Annotated in this window: 9 protein-coding genes; 2 read left to right on the top strand and 7 right to left on the bottom strand. The window is 72.7% G+C overall.

Features of this window, described 5'->3' with window-relative positions; genetic code table 11:
* Positions 1-111: 111 nt before the first annotated feature.
* Both LIV37_RS16870 and LIV37_RS16865 read right to left on the bottom strand, forming a co-directional pair.
* Positions 112-822: a response regulator gene (locus tag LIV37_RS16870; RefSeq protein ID WP_020868335.1), complete on the bottom strand. Its 711-nt coding sequence runs from the start codon at positions 820-822 to the stop codon at positions 112-114.
* Between the two features lie 245 nt (positions 823-1,067).
* Positions 1,068-2,690, bottom strand: coding sequence for a sensor histidine kinase (locus tag LIV37_RS16865; protein ID WP_020868334.1), 1,623 nt, complete (start codon positions 2,688-2,690; stop codon positions 1,068-1,070).
* A gap of 163 nt (positions 2,691-2,853) precedes the next feature.
* On the opposite strand from LIV37_RS16865, the gene LIV37_RS16860 reads away from it, so the two are divergent.
* A complete protein-coding gene (locus LIV37_RS16860; protein WP_020868333.1) occupies positions 2,854-4,290 on the top strand; it encodes a cation:dicarboxylate symporter family transporter in 1,437 nt (478 codons plus the stop codon).
* 210 nt (positions 4,291-4,500) lie between these two features.
* On the opposite strand, the gene LIV37_RS16855 is transcribed toward LIV37_RS16860, so the two are convergent.
* Positions 4,501-4,695: a hypothetical protein gene (locus LIV37_RS16855; RefSeq protein ID WP_020868332.1), complete on the bottom strand. Its 195-nt coding sequence runs from the start codon at positions 4,693-4,695 to the stop codon at positions 4,501-4,503.
* Positions 4,696-4,970: 275 nt separating this feature from the next.
* On the opposite strand from LIV37_RS16855, the gene LIV37_RS16850 reads away from it, so the two are divergent.
* Positions 4,971-8,036, top strand: a complete 3,066-nt coding sequence (locus LIV37_RS16850; RefSeq protein WP_243146224.1) for an AfsR/SARP family transcriptional regulator — start codon at positions 4,971-4,973, stop codon at positions 8,034-8,036.
* Positions 8,037-8,075: 39 nt separating this feature from the next.
* On the opposite strand, the gene glgB is transcribed toward LIV37_RS16850, so the two are convergent.
* From glgB to LIV37_RS16830, 4 genes are all read right to left on the bottom strand, one after another.
* A complete protein-coding gene (gene glgB, locus LIV37_RS16845) occupies positions 8,076-10,268 on the bottom strand; it encodes a 1,4-alpha-glucan branching enzyme (protein ID WP_185058064.1) in 2,193 nt (730 codons plus the stop codon).
* A 582-nt stretch (positions 10,269-10,850) separates the two neighbouring features.
* Positions 10,851-12,389, bottom strand: coding sequence for a maltokinase N-terminal cap-like domain-containing protein (locus LIV37_RS16840; protein WP_020868327.1), 1,539 nt, complete (start codon positions 12,387-12,389; stop codon positions 10,851-10,853).
* Positions 12,390-12,863: 474 nt separating this feature from the next.
* Positions 12,864-14,609: a maltose alpha-D-glucosyltransferase gene (gene treS, locus LIV37_RS16835; protein ID WP_020868326.1), complete on the bottom strand. Its 1,746-nt coding sequence runs from the start codon at positions 14,607-14,609 to the stop codon at positions 12,864-12,866.
* Entirely contained in the window at positions 14,606-16,600 is a 1,995-nt protein-coding gene (locus LIV37_RS16830; RefSeq protein ID WP_020868325.1) for an alpha-1,4-glucan--maltose-1-phosphate maltosyltransferase, read from the bottom strand. Before LIV37_RS16830 ends, treS begins: the two co-directional genes overlap by 4 nt.
* Positions 16,601-16,839: the final 239 nt, after the last annotated feature.

The following is a 16,839-nucleotide window of genomic DNA, read 5'->3' as shown; positions in this document are numbered from 1 at the left end:
CACTGTCGAGCATGTCCTGATGTAAGCGCCGCATGGCAGACATCGAGCGGCCGCCATAGCGACCGACGTAGCGGCGGCGGCTCCGCCGCGGGTGCCGCGATCCGTCGCCCGCTAGTGCTCGCTGAGCCAGCGGTACAGCAGTTCGGGCCGTCCGATCTGCCCGTAGTGCGGGGCGCGGGCGGCGCGCCCCGCCTCCACCAGGTGCTCCAGATAGCGGCGGGCGGTGATCCGGGAGATCCCCACGGTCTCGGCGGTCGCCGCGGCCGAGACGCCCTCCTCCGCCGCGCCGCGCAGCGCCTCGGTGACCGCGTGCAGGGTGGCCTGGGTCAGCCCCTTCGGCATCGCGGCGGGCTGCGGCGACCGCAGCGCGGCCAGCGCCCGGTCCACCTCGTCCTGCCCGCTGGCCTCGCCCGCGGTCGCGCGGAACTCGGCGTACCGGAGGAGGCGGTCCCGGAGGGTGGAGAAGGTGAACGGTTTCAGCACGTACTGCACGACCCCGAGGGAGACCCCGTCCCGGACCACCGCGAGGTCCCGGGCCGAGGTGACCGCGATCACATCCGCGCCGTTCCCGGCGGCACGCAGCGCCCGTACGAGCTGGAGGCCGTGCCCGTCGGGGAGGTAGAGGTCCAGCAGCAGCAGGTCGGCGGGCGTCCGCTCCAGCAGCCGCTGCGCGTCCCCGCCGCTGCGCGCCGTCCCGACGACGGCGAAGCCGGGAACGCGCTCGACGTACATCCGGTGCGCGTCCGCCGCGACGGGGTCGTCTTCGACGACGAGAACCCGGATCGGCGCCGGATCCCCCGGTTTCGCCTGCGGCGGGCTCATGAACGGATTCCTCTCGAAACGCGGTCGAAACGCGGTGCACACGGGAAGCTCAGGGCTCCAATTTACGGAGGGTAACCGCAAGTGGCCAGATCCCTACGGTGACGATTCCCCTACGCCCCGTTTCCTGGGCCCCGCGCCCCCGGACCCCCCTCCCGAACGGCTGGATATGGACGCCGACGGCGGGCGCGGGCAACCGGTGGGCTTGTCCGGTCGGGGCGGTCCCACCCGACGCGGGGACACGGGGCTCAAGGTGTGACGGCCGGGGTCGTCAGGGGGAGGCGGGCGGTGAATTCGGCGCCGCCGTCGGGGGAGGTCGTGATCTCGACCGTGCCCGCGTTGCGGCGGGCGGCCTGCTGGACCAGGGCCAGGCCGATGCCGCGGCCCGGGGATTTCGTGCTCCAGCCGCGGCGGAAGACCTCCTCGGCCGCCGCCGGGTCGAGCCCGGCGCCGGTGTCCGACACGCGCAGGGTCAGCTCGCCGGCGTCCGTGCGGGCGGTGACGGTGACGCGGGCGCTGCGCGGTGCCGACTCGTTGCCGACGCCCTCGGCGGCCGCGTCCGTGGCGTTGTCGATGAGGTTGCCGAGGATGGTCACCAGGTCGCGGGCGGGCAGGCCGGGCGGGAGGACGCCGTCGTCGATGCGGCTGTCGGGGGCCAGGACGAGCTCGACGCCGCGCTCACTGGCCTGGGCCGCCTTGCCCAGCAGCAGGGCGGCCAGGACGGGCTCGGCGACGGCCGCCACCACCTGGTCGGTCAGCGCCTGGGCCAGCTCCAGCTCGGCGGTGGCGAAGTCGACCGCCTCGTCCTCCCGGCCCAGTTCGATCAGCGAGACGACGGCATGCAGCCGATTCGCGGCCTCATGGGCCTGGGAGCGCAGCGCCTCCGCGAAGCCGCGCACCGAGTCCAGCTCGCCGGAGAGCGCCTGGAGCTCGGTGTGGTCGCGCAGTGTGACGACCGTGCCGCGCTGCTCACCGCTGCTCACCGGGGAGGTGTTGACGACCACGACCCGCTCCGCGGTCAGATGCAGCTCGTCCACGCGCGGCTCGGCGGCCAGCAGGGCGCCGGTCAGCGCGGGCGGCAGGCCCAGGCCGGAGACGTAGCGGCCGACGGAGTCCTCGGGCAGGCCGAGCAGCTCCCGCCCGCCGTCGTTGATCAGCGCGATCCGCCGCTGGCCGTCGAGCATCAGCAGGCCCTCGCGCACGGCGTGCAGCGCGGCCTGGTGGTAGTCGTGCATCCGGCTCAGCTCGGCCGCGTTCATCCCGTGCGTATGGCGGCGCAGCCGGGCGTTGATCACATACGCGCACAGGCCGCCCACCGCGAGCGCGGCGGCCGCCACGCCGAGCAGCGCGAGCAGCTGCTGGCGCACCTGGGCGCTGATGGTGTCCACGGTTATCCCCGCGCTGACCAGCGCGGTGATCCGGCCGCCGGCGCGGTCGTCGCGCACCGGGGCGACCACGCGCACGGAGGAGCCGAGCGTGCCGGTGTACGTCTCGTCGAAGATCCGCCCGCGCAGCGCGGGCTTGATGTGGCCGAGATAGGTGGCGCCGATCTGGCGCGGATCGGGGTGCGCCCAGCGCACCCCGTGGGTATCCATGATCGTGACGAAGGTGACGCCGGTGTCCCGGCGCACCTTCTCCGCGTACGGCTGGAGCCGGGCCGTGGGGTCCTTGGACCGCGCGGCCTCGGCGACCGACGGGGAGTCGGCGACGGCCACCGCGGCGGCGGTCGCCCGCTGCCGCGCGGCCACCACCGCCTGCTCGCGGTCGGTGACGTAGGCGAAGACGGCGCACCCGGCCACCAGGGCGGCGACCAGGACGACCTGCATCGCGAACAGCTGGCCCGCCAGGCTCCGGGGGTGGGGGATGCGCATGGCCATCAGTCTGCACACGCATCTTTGTGTGAACGAAATGAACGGAAGGGTGACCCCCGTCACAGGCTGGGGCATAGTCGCCGGGACCGTTCAAGGCGGTGTGCGAGCCGCACACAGTACAGCGCCGGGACAGTTGGACGGCAGAAAAGAAGGAGGCAGCACCGTGGCTGCGGACACCACGCCGCCCGCATCCGGGCGTACGGAACCGGATGGGACGAAGCCGAAGAAAGAAAGGATTCACTACCTCTACCTCGCCGTCATCGGGGCGGTGGCGCTCGGCATCCTCGTGGGCTTCGTGGCCCCCGATACCGCGGTGGAGCTCAAGCCCATCGGCGAAGGCTTCGTCAACCTGATCAAGATGCTGATCTCGCCGATCATCTTCTGCACGATCGTGCTCGGCGTCGGCTCGGTGCGCAAGGCGGCCAAGGTCGGCGCGGTCGGCGGTCTGGCGCTCGGCTACTTCATGGTGATGTCGACCGTGGCCCTCGCGATCGGCCTGGTCGTCGGCAACTTCCTCGAGCCCGGCAGCGGCCTGCACATGAGCCATGAGGCGGCCCAGGCCGGGCAGAGCCAGGCCGACGGCGCCTCCGAGTCGACGGCCGACTTCCTGCTCGGGATCATCCCGAAGACGCTGGTCTCCGCCTTCACCGAGGGCGAGGTGCTGCAGACCCTGTTCGTGGCCCTCCTCGCGGGCTTCGCCCTCCAGGCGATGGGCAAGGCGGGCGAGCCGGTGCTGCGCGGCATAGGCCACATACAGCAGCTCGTCTTCAAGCTGCTGTCGATGGTCATGTGGGCCGCCCCGATCGGGGCCTTCGGCGCGATGGCCGCCGTCGTCGGCGAGACCGGTCTGGACGCGCTCAAGGCGCTCGCGGTCATCATGATCGGCTTCTATGTGACCTGTGCGCTCTTCGTGTTCCTCGTCCTCGGGACGATCCTGCGGCTGGTCGCGGGCATCAACATCTTCCTGCTGCTGAAGTACCTGGCGCGGGAGTTCCTGCTGATCCTGTCGACGTCCTCCTCCGAGTCGGCGCTGCCGCTGCTGATCGCGAAGATGGAGCACGCGGGCGTCAGCAGGCCGGTCGCCGGTATCACCGTCCCCACGGGCTACTCCTTCAACCTCGACGGCACCGCCATCTACCTGACGATGGCCTCGCTGTTCATCGCCGAGGCCATGGGCGACCCGCTCTCCATAGGCCAGCAGATATCCCTCCTCGTCTTCATGATCGTCGCGTCGAAGGGCGCCGCAGGTGTGACCGGCGCGGGCATGGCGACGCTGGCGGGCGGTCTCCAGTCGCACCGGCCCGAACTCGTGGACGGCGTCGGCCTGATCGTCGGCATCGACCGCTTCATGAGCGAGGCCCGCGCCCTCACCAACTTCGCGGGCAACGCGGTCGCGACCGTCCTGGTCGGCACCTGGACCAAGGAGATCGACAAGGAGCGGATGAACGAAGTCCTCGCCGGACGGCTGCCGTTCGACGCGGAGGGCTTCGCCCGCCACGGTGGCGGCCACGGCCCGGCGGACGGCTCCGAGGCGGCCGAGGACAAGTCCCTCCCCGAGCGGCGTGACGGTGACACGGCGAAGGAGCACGTGCCCGCCTGACACCCCACGCGCAACGCGGCCCTGCCCTCCTGAATCGGGGCGGGGCCGTGCGCGTTTCACGGGGCTGGACCGTGGGCGTACGACGGTCGCACGGCGAAAGGCGCCCCGCGTCTTCCCCCCGTTGGAAGACGCGAGACGCCGGCATTGGCCCGGCCGCCAAGGGGTCCTCGGCGGTGCCCGGCTGGTCTTCGGCGCCGAAGGCGCCCTGCCCTACCGCTCGCCGTCCGGCGCGCGGCGCAGCTGTTCCGGCAGGGCCGTCCACTCGGGGCCCTCGCGCAGGGGTTTGACCCAGGCGATGTTCCCGCCGGTGTCCACGTAGGCGACCCGGCCCATGGCCTCGCGTTCGAGGTCGTAGACGAGTTCGCCGATCCGTGGTGTGCTCCGTGTTCCTCCTGCGGTGGTCATGAGCCGCCTCCTCGGCACCTCACTGCCATACCGTCCCCCGTTCATCGTCGGAAGAGGGCCCGGGGACCGGAGAGTTCCGGTCCGGCCGCCGCCAGCGGTGACCGGGGAGAGCTTCTGGTGCCCGTGGGACCCTCGAACACTCGTAGGGTGCTACGGGCCGCTGATATCCCGCTGATGCCTCGCTGACCCGAACCCGTGGGTAGGCTTCCAAGTGGTCACAGTGAAATCTCTGGTACCAACGGGGGCAGTGTGTGGATGGGACCGAGTTTCGCCTGTTGGGACCGGTCGGAATATGGCAGGGCGAGCGTCCGCTGGGGCCGACCGCCGCACAACAGCGGTCCGTTCTGGCGATGCTGCTGATGGCCTCCGGCCGCGTGGTGTCCGTCGACAGGCTGGTGTTGGCAGTATGGGGCGAGGACCCGCCGGGGTCCGCGCGAAACGCCGTACAGGTACAGATTTCCAAGCTGCGGCGGATCCTGTCCGCCCTGCCCGGGGCCGAGTTGACGACATCGGCGAAGGGCTATTCCCTTACCGCCGCGCGTGAGCAGGTCGATCTGCACCGGTTCCGCGATCTGGTGCGGGCCGCGCGGGAGGCTCCCAAGGACGCCGTGGCCGCCGGGGAGCCCGAGGCCGCCGAGGCCCGGGCCGGGGAGCTGCTGCGCGCCGCGCTCCAGCTGTGGCGCGGGCCAGCGCTGGCGGATGTCGCGGGCGGCTGGCTGCCCGAGACCCTGGGTGCCGGTCTGGAGGAGGAGCGGCGTGCGGCGGTCGAGGAGTGCGCCGCGATCGATCTGCGCTCCGGACGCCACCACGAAGCCGCCGCCGAGCTGTCCGCCCTGGTGGCCGAACACCCCTTGCGGGAACGCTCGGTGGCGCTGCTGATGGAGGCGCTGCGGCGCTGTGGCAGGCGGGCCGACGCGCTCGCGCTGTTCCGCTCCACCCGCCGGAGGTACGTGGAGGAGCTGGGCATCGAGCCCGGCGACGAACTGCAGCGGCTCCACCGGCAGGCGCTCGAGGACAGCCGGGACGGCAGGGACGGCAGGGACGGCCAAGAGGGCAGGGACGGCCGCTCCGTGGATCCCTCCGGGCCGTCCGGCGGGTACGGGAGCGCGCCCGCGGCGCCCACGCCGCCCGACGCGGCGCCCGCCCCGGCCTCCGCGCCTGTCCCGGCCCCGGAGCCCGCCCCGGAGGGCGCCCCGCCCGCCGACGAAGCCCCCGGGCTCGCCACCGAACCCGCCGCCGAGCCCTCGGGCATGCCCGCCACCGCCCCCGCCCAGATCACCGCCGTCACCGCCGTACCCCAGCAACTCCCCTCCGACGTCACCCACTTCACCGGCCGCGAGCGCGAACTGGCCGGACTGGACGCCCTGCTGCCCACGGGCACGGGCGAGGGCGATGGCGGGGGCGGCGGACGGGCGTCCACGGCCGCGAGGATCACCGTGATCGCGGGCAGCGGCGGCCTCGGCAAGACGACCCTCGCGGTGCACTGGGCCCACCGCGTCCGCGACCGGTTCCCCGACGGCCAGCTCTATGTGAATCTGCGCGGCTTCGGCCCCACCGACTCGGCCATGACCGTCGCCGAGGCCGTACGGGGCTTCCTGGACGCCTTCCAGGTGCCCGCCCACCGGATCCCCGCGACCCTGGAGGCGCAGACCGCGCTGTACCGCAGCCTGCTGGCCGACCGCCGGATGCTGATCCTGCTCGACAACGCCCGGGACGCCGAGCAGGTGCGGCCCCTGCTGCCCGGTTCCCCCGGCTGTCTGGTGGTGCTGACCAGCCGTAACGAGCTCACCAGCCTGGTCGTCGCCGAGCAGGCCCAGCCGCTGCCGCTGGATCTGCTCGACCGCGACGAGGCGCGCGAACTGCTGAGCAGCCGGGTCGGCGCCGAGCGGGTGGCCGCCGAACCCGAGGCCGTGGAGGAGGTCATCACGGTGTGCGCCGGGCTGCCGCTCGCGCTCGCCATCGTGGCCGCCCGCGCCGCCACCCACCCCCGTTTCGGCCTGGAGGCGCTCGCCGGGGAGCTGCGCGACGCCCGCGGCAGCCTCGACGCGTTCGAGGGCGGGGACGCCACCACCGATGTCCGGGCCGTCTTCTCCTGGTCGTACCACACCCTGGGCGCCGACGCCGCCCGGCTGTTCCGGCTGCTGGGCGTACACCCCGGCCCCGACATCGCGGCCCCCGCCGCCGCCAGCCTGGTGGGGATCCCGGTGCCACAGGCCCGCCGGCTGCTGATCCAGCTGACCCGGGCGCATCTGATCACCGAGCGCGCCCCCGGTCAGTACGGCTTCCACGATCTGCTGCGCGCCTACGCCATGGAGCTCACCCAGGCGTACGACGCGCGGGAGGAGCGCCGCACCGCGCTGCACCGGATGCTCGACCACTATCTGCACACCGCCGTGGCCGCCGGGAGGGCCTTCACCCCGCACCGGGAGCCGATCACGGTCGAGCCGGTCCGGCCCGGTGTCAGCGTCGGCGAGTTCGCGGGGCACGGCCAGGCGCTGCTCTGGTTCATCGTCACCTACCCGGCGCTGATGGCGGCCCTTCAGGAGGCCGCGGAGGCCGGATTCGAGACCCACACCTGGCAACTGGCCTGGTCGCTCACGGAGTTCCTGGACCAGCGCGGCCACTGGCACGACCAGCGCACCGTGCACCGGATCGCCCTGGGCTCGGCCCACCGCATCCGCGACCTCGCCGGTCAGGCCCACTCCTGCTATGCCCTGGGCCTCGCCGATCTGCGGATGGGGCGCTACGACCGGGCCCGCGGCCATCTGGTGCGCGCCCTGAACCTGTACGGCGAGACCGGCAACGCCGTCGGCCAGGCCCTGGCCCATGGTGCGCTCAACCTCGCCAGCGAGCGGGAGGGGCGCCATGACGAGGGGCTGCACCACGCGCTGCGCGCCCTGAAGCTGTACCGGGCGGCGGGTCACCGCAGCGGCGAGGCGTACGCCCTGAACAACGTCGGCTGGGCGTACGCCATGCTGGGCGACTTCCAGCAGACCCTCGTCCACTGCGAGAAGGCGCTGACCATGCTGCGGCAGGCGGGGGACAGGCGCGGGGAGTCCGCCGCCTGGGACAGCCTCGGCTACGCCCATCAGCACGTCGGCGACCACCAGCAGGCCATCAGCTGCTACCGGCACGCGGTGGACCTGCGGCGCGGCCGGGGCGAGCGGGTCCGGGAGGCCGAGTCCCTGCACCGGCTCGGCAGCGCCCAGCTCGCCGCCGGGGACCGGGCCGGGGCCCGCCGCAGCTGGCAGCGGGCCCTGACCCGGTTCGACTCCCTCGGCCACCCCGACGCCCACCGGGTCCGGGACGGCCTCACCGGGCTGGGCGGGGCCGACGGCTGACGGGGCGTAAGGCCGTGAAGCAGGGGGTGTACGTACGGCTCAGGCGGGCCGCAGCCAGATCGTCCCCAGCGGCGGCAGCACCGGCAGGATGGAGGCCGGACGGCCGTGCCACCCCGTGGGCTCGGCCTTCAGCGGCTCGGCGTTGACCACGCCACCGCCGCCGTAGCGCCGGTCGTCGGTGTTCAGCACCTCGCGCCACACCGGCACCGCATCCGGCGCCCCGACGCGGTACTCATGGCGGACCACCGGGGAGAAGTTGCTGATGGCCAGCAGCGGGGAGCCCTCGGCGTCGTAGCGGAGGAAGGCGAAGACATTGTCCTCGCGGGCGTCGCCCTCCACCCAGGAGAAGCCCTCGGGATCGGTGTCCCGCTGCCACAGCGCGGGCGTGGCCGCGTAGGCCTGGTTGAGGTCGCGGACCAGATCGCGGACGCCCCGGTGGTCGGGCTCGGCGGAGTACGACGGGTCCAGCAGCCACCAGTCCGGACCGTGCGCCTCCGACCACTCGGCGCCCTGCGCGAACTCCTGGCCCATGAACAGCAGTTGCTTGCCCGGGTGGGCCCACATGAAGCCGAGGTAGGCGCGGTGGGTGGCGCGCCGCTGCCACCAGTCGCCGGGCATCTTCGACACCAGGGCCCGCTTGCCGTGCACCACCTCGTCGTGCGAGATCGGCAGCACATAGTTCTCGCTGTACGCGTACACCATCGAGAACGTCATCTCGTGGTGGTGATAGGCGCGGTGCACCGGCTCGTGCGCGAGATAGGCCAGCGAGTCGTGCATCCACCCCATGTTCCACTTCAGCCCGAAACCGAGGCCGCCGAAGCCGCTGGGGCCCACATGGTGGGTGGCGCGGGTGACCCCGTCCCACGCGGTCGACTCCTCGGCGATGGTGACCACGCCCGGACAGCGGCGGTAGACGGTCGCGTTCATCTCCTGGAGGAAGGCGACCGCGTCCAGGTTCTCCCGGCCGCCGTGCGCGTTGGGCGTCCACTGGCCCGGCTCGCGGGAGTAGTCGAGGTAGAGCATGGAGGCGACGGCGTCCACGCGCAGACCGTCGATGTGGAACTCCTCGCACCAGTAGACCGCGTTCGCCACCAGGAAGTTGCGCACTTCCGTGCGCCCGTAGTCGAACTCCAGCGTGCCCCAGTCGGGGTGCGCGGCCCGCAGCGGATCGGCGGGCTCGTACAGCGGACGGCCGTCGAACTCCGCCAGCGCCCAGGCGTCCTTCGGGAAGTGCGCGGGCACCCAGTCCACGATGACCCCGATGCCCGCCCGGTGCAACGCGTCCACCAGGTACTTGAAGTCGTCGGGGGTGCCGAGCCGGGCCGTGGGCGCGTAGAAGCCGGTCACCTGGTAGCCCCAGGAGCCACCGAAGGGGTGCTCGGCCACCGGCATCAGCTCGACATGGGTGAAGCCCAGGTCCCTGACGTACGCCGGGAGCTGCTCGGCGAGCTGCCGGTAGGTCAGCCCCGGCCGCCAGGACGGCAGATGCACCTCGTAGACGGAGAACGGCAGCTCATGGACGCGTCCGCTCTTCCGCCGCGCCAGCCACGCCTCATCGCCCCAGGCGTGGTGCGAGGCGTGGACGACGGAGGCGGTGGCGGGCGGGCACTCGGTACGCCGCGCCATCGGATCGGCGCGCAGCGAGTGGCCGCCGTCGGGCCGGGCGATCTCGAACTTGTAGAGCGCGCCCTCGCCGACGCCGGGCAGGAACAGCTCCCACACGCCGCTGCCGCCGAGCGAGCGCATCGGCAGCGCGGTGCCGTCCCAGTAGGTGAAGTCGCCGGTCAGCCGCACCCCGAGGGCATTGGGCGCCCATACGGTGAAGCGGGTGCCCGCCACCCCCTGGTGGGTCATCGGCCGTGCGCCGAGCGCCCGCCACAGCTCCTCGTGGCGGCCCTCGCCGATGAGGTGCAGATCGAGCTCGCCGATGGCGGGCAGGAAGCGGTACGGGTCGTGCAGCTCCAGCTCGGCGTCCTCGTACGCCACCAGCAGCCGGTAGTCCGGGACCTCCCGCAGCGGCAGCACCCCGGAGAACAGCCCGTCCCCCTCGGCCCGCAGCCGGGCGCGCAGCCCGGCGGCGGCGACGGTCACCGACCGGGCGTACGGGCGCAGGGCCCGGAACAGCACCCCGCCCGGCACGGGGTGGGCGCCGAGCACCGCGTGCGGATCGTGATGCGCCCCGGCCAGCAGCCGCCGCCGCTCCTCGTCCCCCAGCGCGGGCGCGGCCCGCACCCCCCGCTCGTCCTCCACCACATCGTCGGGGCCCGCGCCACCCCCGGCCACGGGCCGCCCGGCCACCCGCGACGGCCCGCCCGCGCCGCCGTCCTCCACGCCGCCGTCCTCCGCCTCCCGCTCCTCGCCCGCGCGGGGCGCACGGGGCACGGGCGGCGAACCGTAGGACACCCGGGCCGCGCGGCTCGGCCGGGGCCCGTCGGCGGGTTCGGGGGACGTGGTCGGCGCCGAGCGGTCCGCGCTCCCGCCCGGCCGGGCGGATTCGTCCCGGTGGGCGGTGGCGGGTCCGGTCCGTGTGGGGGTGCGGGCGGGGAGGAACGTCGCCGGGACCGCCGGGCCGGTTGGGGCGCCGGTGGCGGCGGGCGCGTGGCCCGGTCCCTCGTCGGACGGGTACTGGCCGGACGGCGGTCGTGCGGTCACGGGGTGGTCCTCCCGGGGGTGTCGGGGGTCGGACGGAACGGTCGGAAGCGGGAATCGGAGCGGCGGGGGAAGGAGCGGGGCGGTGGGGCCGCGGTCCGGGGGAGCCGGGGCCCCGGGCCCCTCCCGGCCGGGATCCGGCCGGGGGCGACCCCGGCCCCGGGGTCAGGCGCGGGTGGCGGCCAGGCGGTGGATCGCCGTCATCGGGACGGACAGCCAGTCGGGGCGGTGCCGCGCCTCGTAGAGCACCTCGTAGACGGCCTTGTCGGTCTCGTGGGCGCGCAGCAGCTCCGGTTCGGCGCGCGGATCGGTGCCGGACGCCTCCGCGTAGCCCGCGCAGTACGCGGCGCGGGTGCGGCCCGCCCACACCTGCGGGTGCTCATGGCGTCCCACGGCCGCCGCGTAGTCGAAGGACCGCAGCATGCCCGCGATGTCGCGCACCGGCGGCTGCGGGCGGCGCCGCTCGGCCAGCGGACGGGACGGTTCGCCCTCGAAGTCGATGAGTGACCACCGCCCGCCGCCGCCTCCGTCCCCGCCGTTTCCCGTGCGCAGCGCCTGCCCCAGGTGCAGATCGCCGTGGATGCGCTGGGCCGCCCAGGTGCGGCCCGCGCGCCCCAGCGCGGCCAGATCCTCGTACGCGCCGTGCAGCGCGGTGCGGTACGGCTGGAGGGCGGGCACCGCGGCGGCGGCCGAGTCGAGCCGTTCGCTCATGGCGGCGGCGAGGTGCTCGATCTGCGGGCGGCGCAGCACGGAGATGGGCAGTGCGCGGGCCATCGCCAGATGCACCTCGGCGGTCGCGTGCCCCAGCGCGCGGGCGGCGCCGGTGAAGTCGCCGTCGGCGGCCAGGGCGTCCAGCGCCAGCTGCCAGCCGTCCCGGGAACCGGCCAGGAAGGGCTGGAGCACCCCCAGGGTGAACGGCTCCGGCCGTGGCCCGGCGCCCTCGGCCGGGGGCTCGGCCTCGAACCAGGCGGCGGGCGCGGGCACCCGGGGGCAGCCGGTGCGGGCCAGCGCGAGGGGGAGTTCGAGGTCCGGGTTGGTGCCGGGGCTGACCCGCCGGAAGAGCTTGAGAATAAACGTATCGCCGTAAACCACCGAGGAGTTGGACTGCTCCGCGGTCATCACCCGGGGCGCGAGTGCGGACGGGATGGCGCTGGACGGCTCCCGTACGAAGCGCAGCGGACCGAGCCGTCCGGGCATCCGCAGCCGCTCCAGCAGCAGCGTGGTGAGCCGGGGGTCGGCCAGCGCCTCGTACACCGTCTGCCCGTCCAGCGGCCCGCCGCTGGGCCGGCCGATGAGCGCGGGGGCGAGCGGCGGCGGCAGGGCGGGGCGCGCCCCGAGCAGCAACTGGTAGCAGTCGCTGGCCGCCGCCCCGCGCCGGTGGCCGCAGCCGAAGCCGTGCCGGTGGCCGGGCGGCTCCGGCTGCTGGGCGCGGACCAGCAGATGGAGCAGCCCGGGCGTGCCGCCGCTCGCCCGCCACGGCAGCAGCTCGGTCGCGGAGACCAGCGCGAAGCCGCTGACGGGGCGGCCCTTGCCCGCGAACCAGCGCTGCCGGGGCAGCCACTCGGCGAGCAGCGGCGCGAGCGAGGTGAGCAGCCCGGGCGGGCCCGCGGCCCCGGCGGTGCGGGCCGCGGCCGGTGGGGGCTGGTCCCGCGGTACGGCGGTCGGCGGGTGGTGTGCCCCCCGGGAGAGCGGAGCTTCCGGCATGGCGTCGCGTCCTTTCCCCGGGCACACGACAGATCAGGGCAAAGTGTCCCGGATTGCGGCATTGACTGTGCGACGGTGCGGGACGTGTCGGGCGAGGATCGTCCGTACGGCGAGCCCGGTGAACGCCATCGGGCCCGCCGGTGACGGTGTGAGTACAGAGTGCCCATGACGGGGGGTCGAAAACGCCCGTACGCGCCCGAGATGGACGCGTACGGACGAGCGAAGGCCGGGCCCGGCCGAAACCGGATGGCGGCCTTGGCGCCTGCGGCGGGCTGTTCCCCTGCCCGCCCCTTCCCTCAACTGGGGCTCCGCCCCAGACCCCGCTCCTCAATCGCCGGAGGGGCTGATTTTCAGCCCGTCAGGGGGCACCTCCCAGCGGTAGCTGGGGGAGATTGAGGACACGCCCGAAGGGCGTCCGGGGTCCAGGGGCGGAGCCCCATGGTTCGGGAAGGGGCGGGTAGGGGAAAGCATCGCTCAGCCGACGCGGTCGGCCCAGTGCCCCACTACCTCACTGCGCCGCAGCCGGAACCAGTAGAACCCGTGCCCGGCCAGGGTGAGCAGATACGGCAGCTCGCCGATGGCCGGGAAGCGGACCCCGCCGATCAGCTCGACCGGATGGCGGCCGGCGAAGGACTGCAGGTCCAGCTCGGTGGGCTGGGCGAAGCGCGAGAAGTTGTTCACGCACAGCACCAGGTCGTCCTCACCGTCCCGGGTCCTCGGGGCCTCGCGCAGGAAGGCGAGGACGGCCGGGTTGGAGGAGGGCAGTTCGGTGAAGGAGCCGAGTCCGAAGGCGGGGTTCTGCTTACGGATCTCGATCATCCGGCGGGTCCAGTGCAGCAGCGAGGACGGGCTGCTCATGGCCGCCTCGACATTGGTGACCTGATAGCCGTAGACCGGGTCCATGATGGTCGGCAGGAACAGCCGCCCCGGATCGCAGGAGGAGAAGCCCGCGTTCCGGTCGGGGGTCCACTGCATGGGGGTGCGCACGGCGTCGCGGTCGCCGAGCCAGATGTTGTCGCCCATGCCGATCTCGTCGCCGTAGTAGAGGATCGGCGAGCCGGGCAGGGACAGCAGCAGCGCGGTGAACAGCTCGATCTGGTTGCGGTCGTTGTCCAGCAGGGGCGCCAGCCGTCTGCGGATGCCGATGTTGGCGCGCATCCTCGGATCCTTGGCGTACTCCGCGTACATGTAGTCGCGCTCTTCGTCGGTGACCATCTCCAGCGTCAGCTCGTCGTGGTTGCGCAGGAAGATGCCCCACTGACAGCCGGAGGGGATGGCGGGGGTCTTGGCGAGGATCTCCGAGACCGGGTAGCGGGACTCGCGCCGCACCGCCATGAAGATGCGCGGCATCACCGGGAAGTGGAAGGCCATATGGCATTCGTCGCCGCCCGCCGAGAAGTCGCCGAAGTAGTCGACGACGTCCTCCGGCCACTGGTTGGCCTCGGCCAGCAGCACGGTGTCCGGATAGTGGGCGTCGATCTCGGCCCGGACGCGCCTGAGCATCTCATGTGTCCGGGGCAGGTTCTCGCAGTCGGTGCCCTCCTCGGCGTACAGATATGGGACGGCGTCGAGCCGGAATCCGTCGATGCCCAGGTCCAGCCAGAAGCGCAGGGCGGCCAGTACCTCCTCCTGGACGGCGGGGTTCTCGAAGTTGAGGTCCGGCTGGTGCGAGAAGAAGCGGTGCCAGTAGTACTGCTTGCGTACTGGATCAAAGGTCCAGTTGGAGGTCTCGGTGTCGACGAAGATGATCCGCGCGTCCTGGTACTGCTTGTCGTCGTCGGCCCAGACGTAGTAGTCGCCGTACGGTCCGTCCGGGTCGCCGCGGGACTCCTGGAACCACGGATGCTGATCACTCGTGTGGTTCATGACAAAGTCAATGATCACGCGCATCCCGCGCTGATGAGCGGCGTCGACGAACTCCACGAAGTCCGCGAGATCCCCGAACTCCGGCAGTACGGCGGTGTAGTCCGAGACGTCATAGCCGCCGTCGCGCAGCGGTGAGGCGAAGAACGGCGGCAGCCACAGGCAGTCCACGCCCAGCCACTGCAGATAGTCCAGTTTGGCCGTCAGGCCCTTGAGGTCGCCGACGCCGTCGCCGTTGCTGTCCTGGAAGGAGCGGACCAGGACCTCGTAGAAGACCGCGCGCTTGAACCAGTCGGGATCGCGGTCACCCGCGGGCGTGTCCTCGAACGTGTCCGGTACGGGCTCGTTGACGATCATGTTGTGGGTGACCCTCCGATCGGTGAGGACGGTCGCAGGGACAGCACATGCGCCGGAGCCAAATCCCGCCCCGGCTCCAGGCGCACATAGTTGTCCCTGCCCCAGTGATAGGTCTCGCCGGTGAGCTCGTCGCGCACCGGGACGGACTCATGCCACTCGAGGCCGAGTTCCGGCATGTTCAACGAGACCGTCGCCTCCTGGGTGTGGTGAGGGTCGAGGTTGACGACCGTGACCACACACGAGTCGCCCGCGCGCTTGGAGTAGACGATGACGGAATCGTTGTCGGCGTGGTGGAATCTGAGGTTGCGCAGCCGGCGCAGGGCGGGATGGCGGCGGCGCACCCGGTTCAGCCGGGCCAGCAGCGGGGTGATCGTTCTTCCCTCGCGCTCGGCCGCCGCCCAGTCGCGCGGCCGCAGCTGGTACTTCTCCGAGTCCAGGTACTCCTCGCCGCCCTGCCGCACCGGGGTGGACTCGCACAGCTCGTAGCCCGCGTAGACGCCCCAGGCGGGGGAGAGGGTGGCGGCGAGCACGGCCCGCACCTCGAAGGCGGGGCGGCCGCCCTCCTGGAGGTAGGCGTGCAGGATGTCGGGGGTGTTGACGAAGAAGTTGGGCCGCATCCAGGCGGCCGCGTCCCCCGACAGCTCGGTGAGGTAGTCGGTGAGCTCCTGCTTGGTGTTCCGCCAGGTGAAGTAGGTGTACGACTGGTGGAAGCCGACCGCGCCCAGGGCGTTCAGCATCGCCGGGCGGGTGAACGCCTCGGAGAGGAAGAGGACATCGGGGTCGGAGCGGTGGATGTCGCCGAGCACCTTCTCCCAGAAGACCACCGGCTTGGTGTGCGGATTGTCCACCCGGAAGATCCGCACCCCGTGCGCCATCCAGAAGCGCAGCACCCGCTCGGTCTCCCGCACCAGGCCGCGGAAGTCCCGGTCGAAGGCGAGCGGATAGATGTCCTGGTACTTCTTGGGCGGGTTCTCGGCGTACGCGATGGTGCCGTCGGCGCGCCGGTGGAACCACTCGGGGTGCTGGGAGACCCAGGGGTGGTCCGGGGAGCACTGGAGCGCGAAGTCCAGCGCCACCTCCATGCGCAGCTCCCGGGCGCGCGCCACGAAGTGGCCGAAGTCCTCGAAGGTGCCGAGGTCGGGGTGGATCGCGTCATGGCCGCCGTCGGCCGAGCCGATGGCCCAGGGCGAGCCCACGTCGAAGGGGCCCGCGGAGAGCGTGTTGTTGGGGCCCTTGCGGAAGGCGGTGCCGATGGGGTGGATCGGCGGCAGATAGACCACGTCGAAGCCCGCGGCGGCGATCGCGGGCAGCCGCTCGGCGGCGGTGCGCAGGGTGCCGCTGACCGGCCGCCGCCCCTCGGACACCTTGGCGCCCTCCGAGCGCGGGAAGAGCTCGTACCAGGAGCCGAACAGCGCGCGCTCCCGGTCCACCTGGAGCGGCATGGGGCGCGAGGAGCTGACCAACTCCCGCAGCGGGTGGCGGTCGAGGGCCTCGGTCACATCGGGCGCGAGGGCGGCGGCGAGCCGGTCGGCCACCGGGCGGCGCTCGTCGCGCAGCCCGTCGACGGCCGCCAGCACCGCCTCCCGGCCGTCGTTCTTGGGCACTCCGGCCGCGGCCCGTTCATGCAGCCGGGCCCCCTCCTCCAGGACCAGGTCGGTGTCGATCCCGGCCGGGACCTTGATGCGGGCGTGCTGGCGCCAGGTGGCGATCGGATCGCTCCACGCCTCGACCGTGTACGTCCAGCGGCCGGGCGCGCCGGGGGTGACCTCGGCGCCCCAGCGGTCGGTGCCGGGGGTGAGTTCACGCATCGGGGTCCAGGGGCCGGAGCGGCCGGACGGATCCCGGAGGACCACATTGGCGTTGACCGCGTCATGACCTTCCCGGAACACGGTGGCACTGACCTCGAAGGTCTCGTCCACCACCGCCTTGGCGGGGCGGCGGCCGCAGTCGATCAGCGGGCGGATATCCAGAATGGGAATGCGACCGATCATAGGATCACCTGACGGCAGTGCGGATGGAGACGCGGGGGCGGCTTTTGTCCTTTGTATCGGTTTTACCGCCGGGCGTTGGGTTGCGGGCATGACAGCTCCTGTCCGCGTTCACTCTGGTGGGCGGATGGGGTCGGCCATGGGGGGCGCGCGTGGAAAGCCTTCCCCTACGGAACGGGGAGACAATCCGGGTTCCCGTTAACTACCGGTTCGTAACGCCGGGTACATGAATCGACCCCGCC

Origin of the sequence: Streptomyces rapamycinicus NRRL 5491, assembly GCF_024298965.1 — a bacterium.
Lineage (GTDB): Bacteria > Actinomycetota > Actinomycetes > Streptomycetales > Streptomycetaceae > Streptomyces > Streptomyces rapamycinicus.
This window is presented reverse-complemented; position numbering and strand designations above follow the sequence as displayed.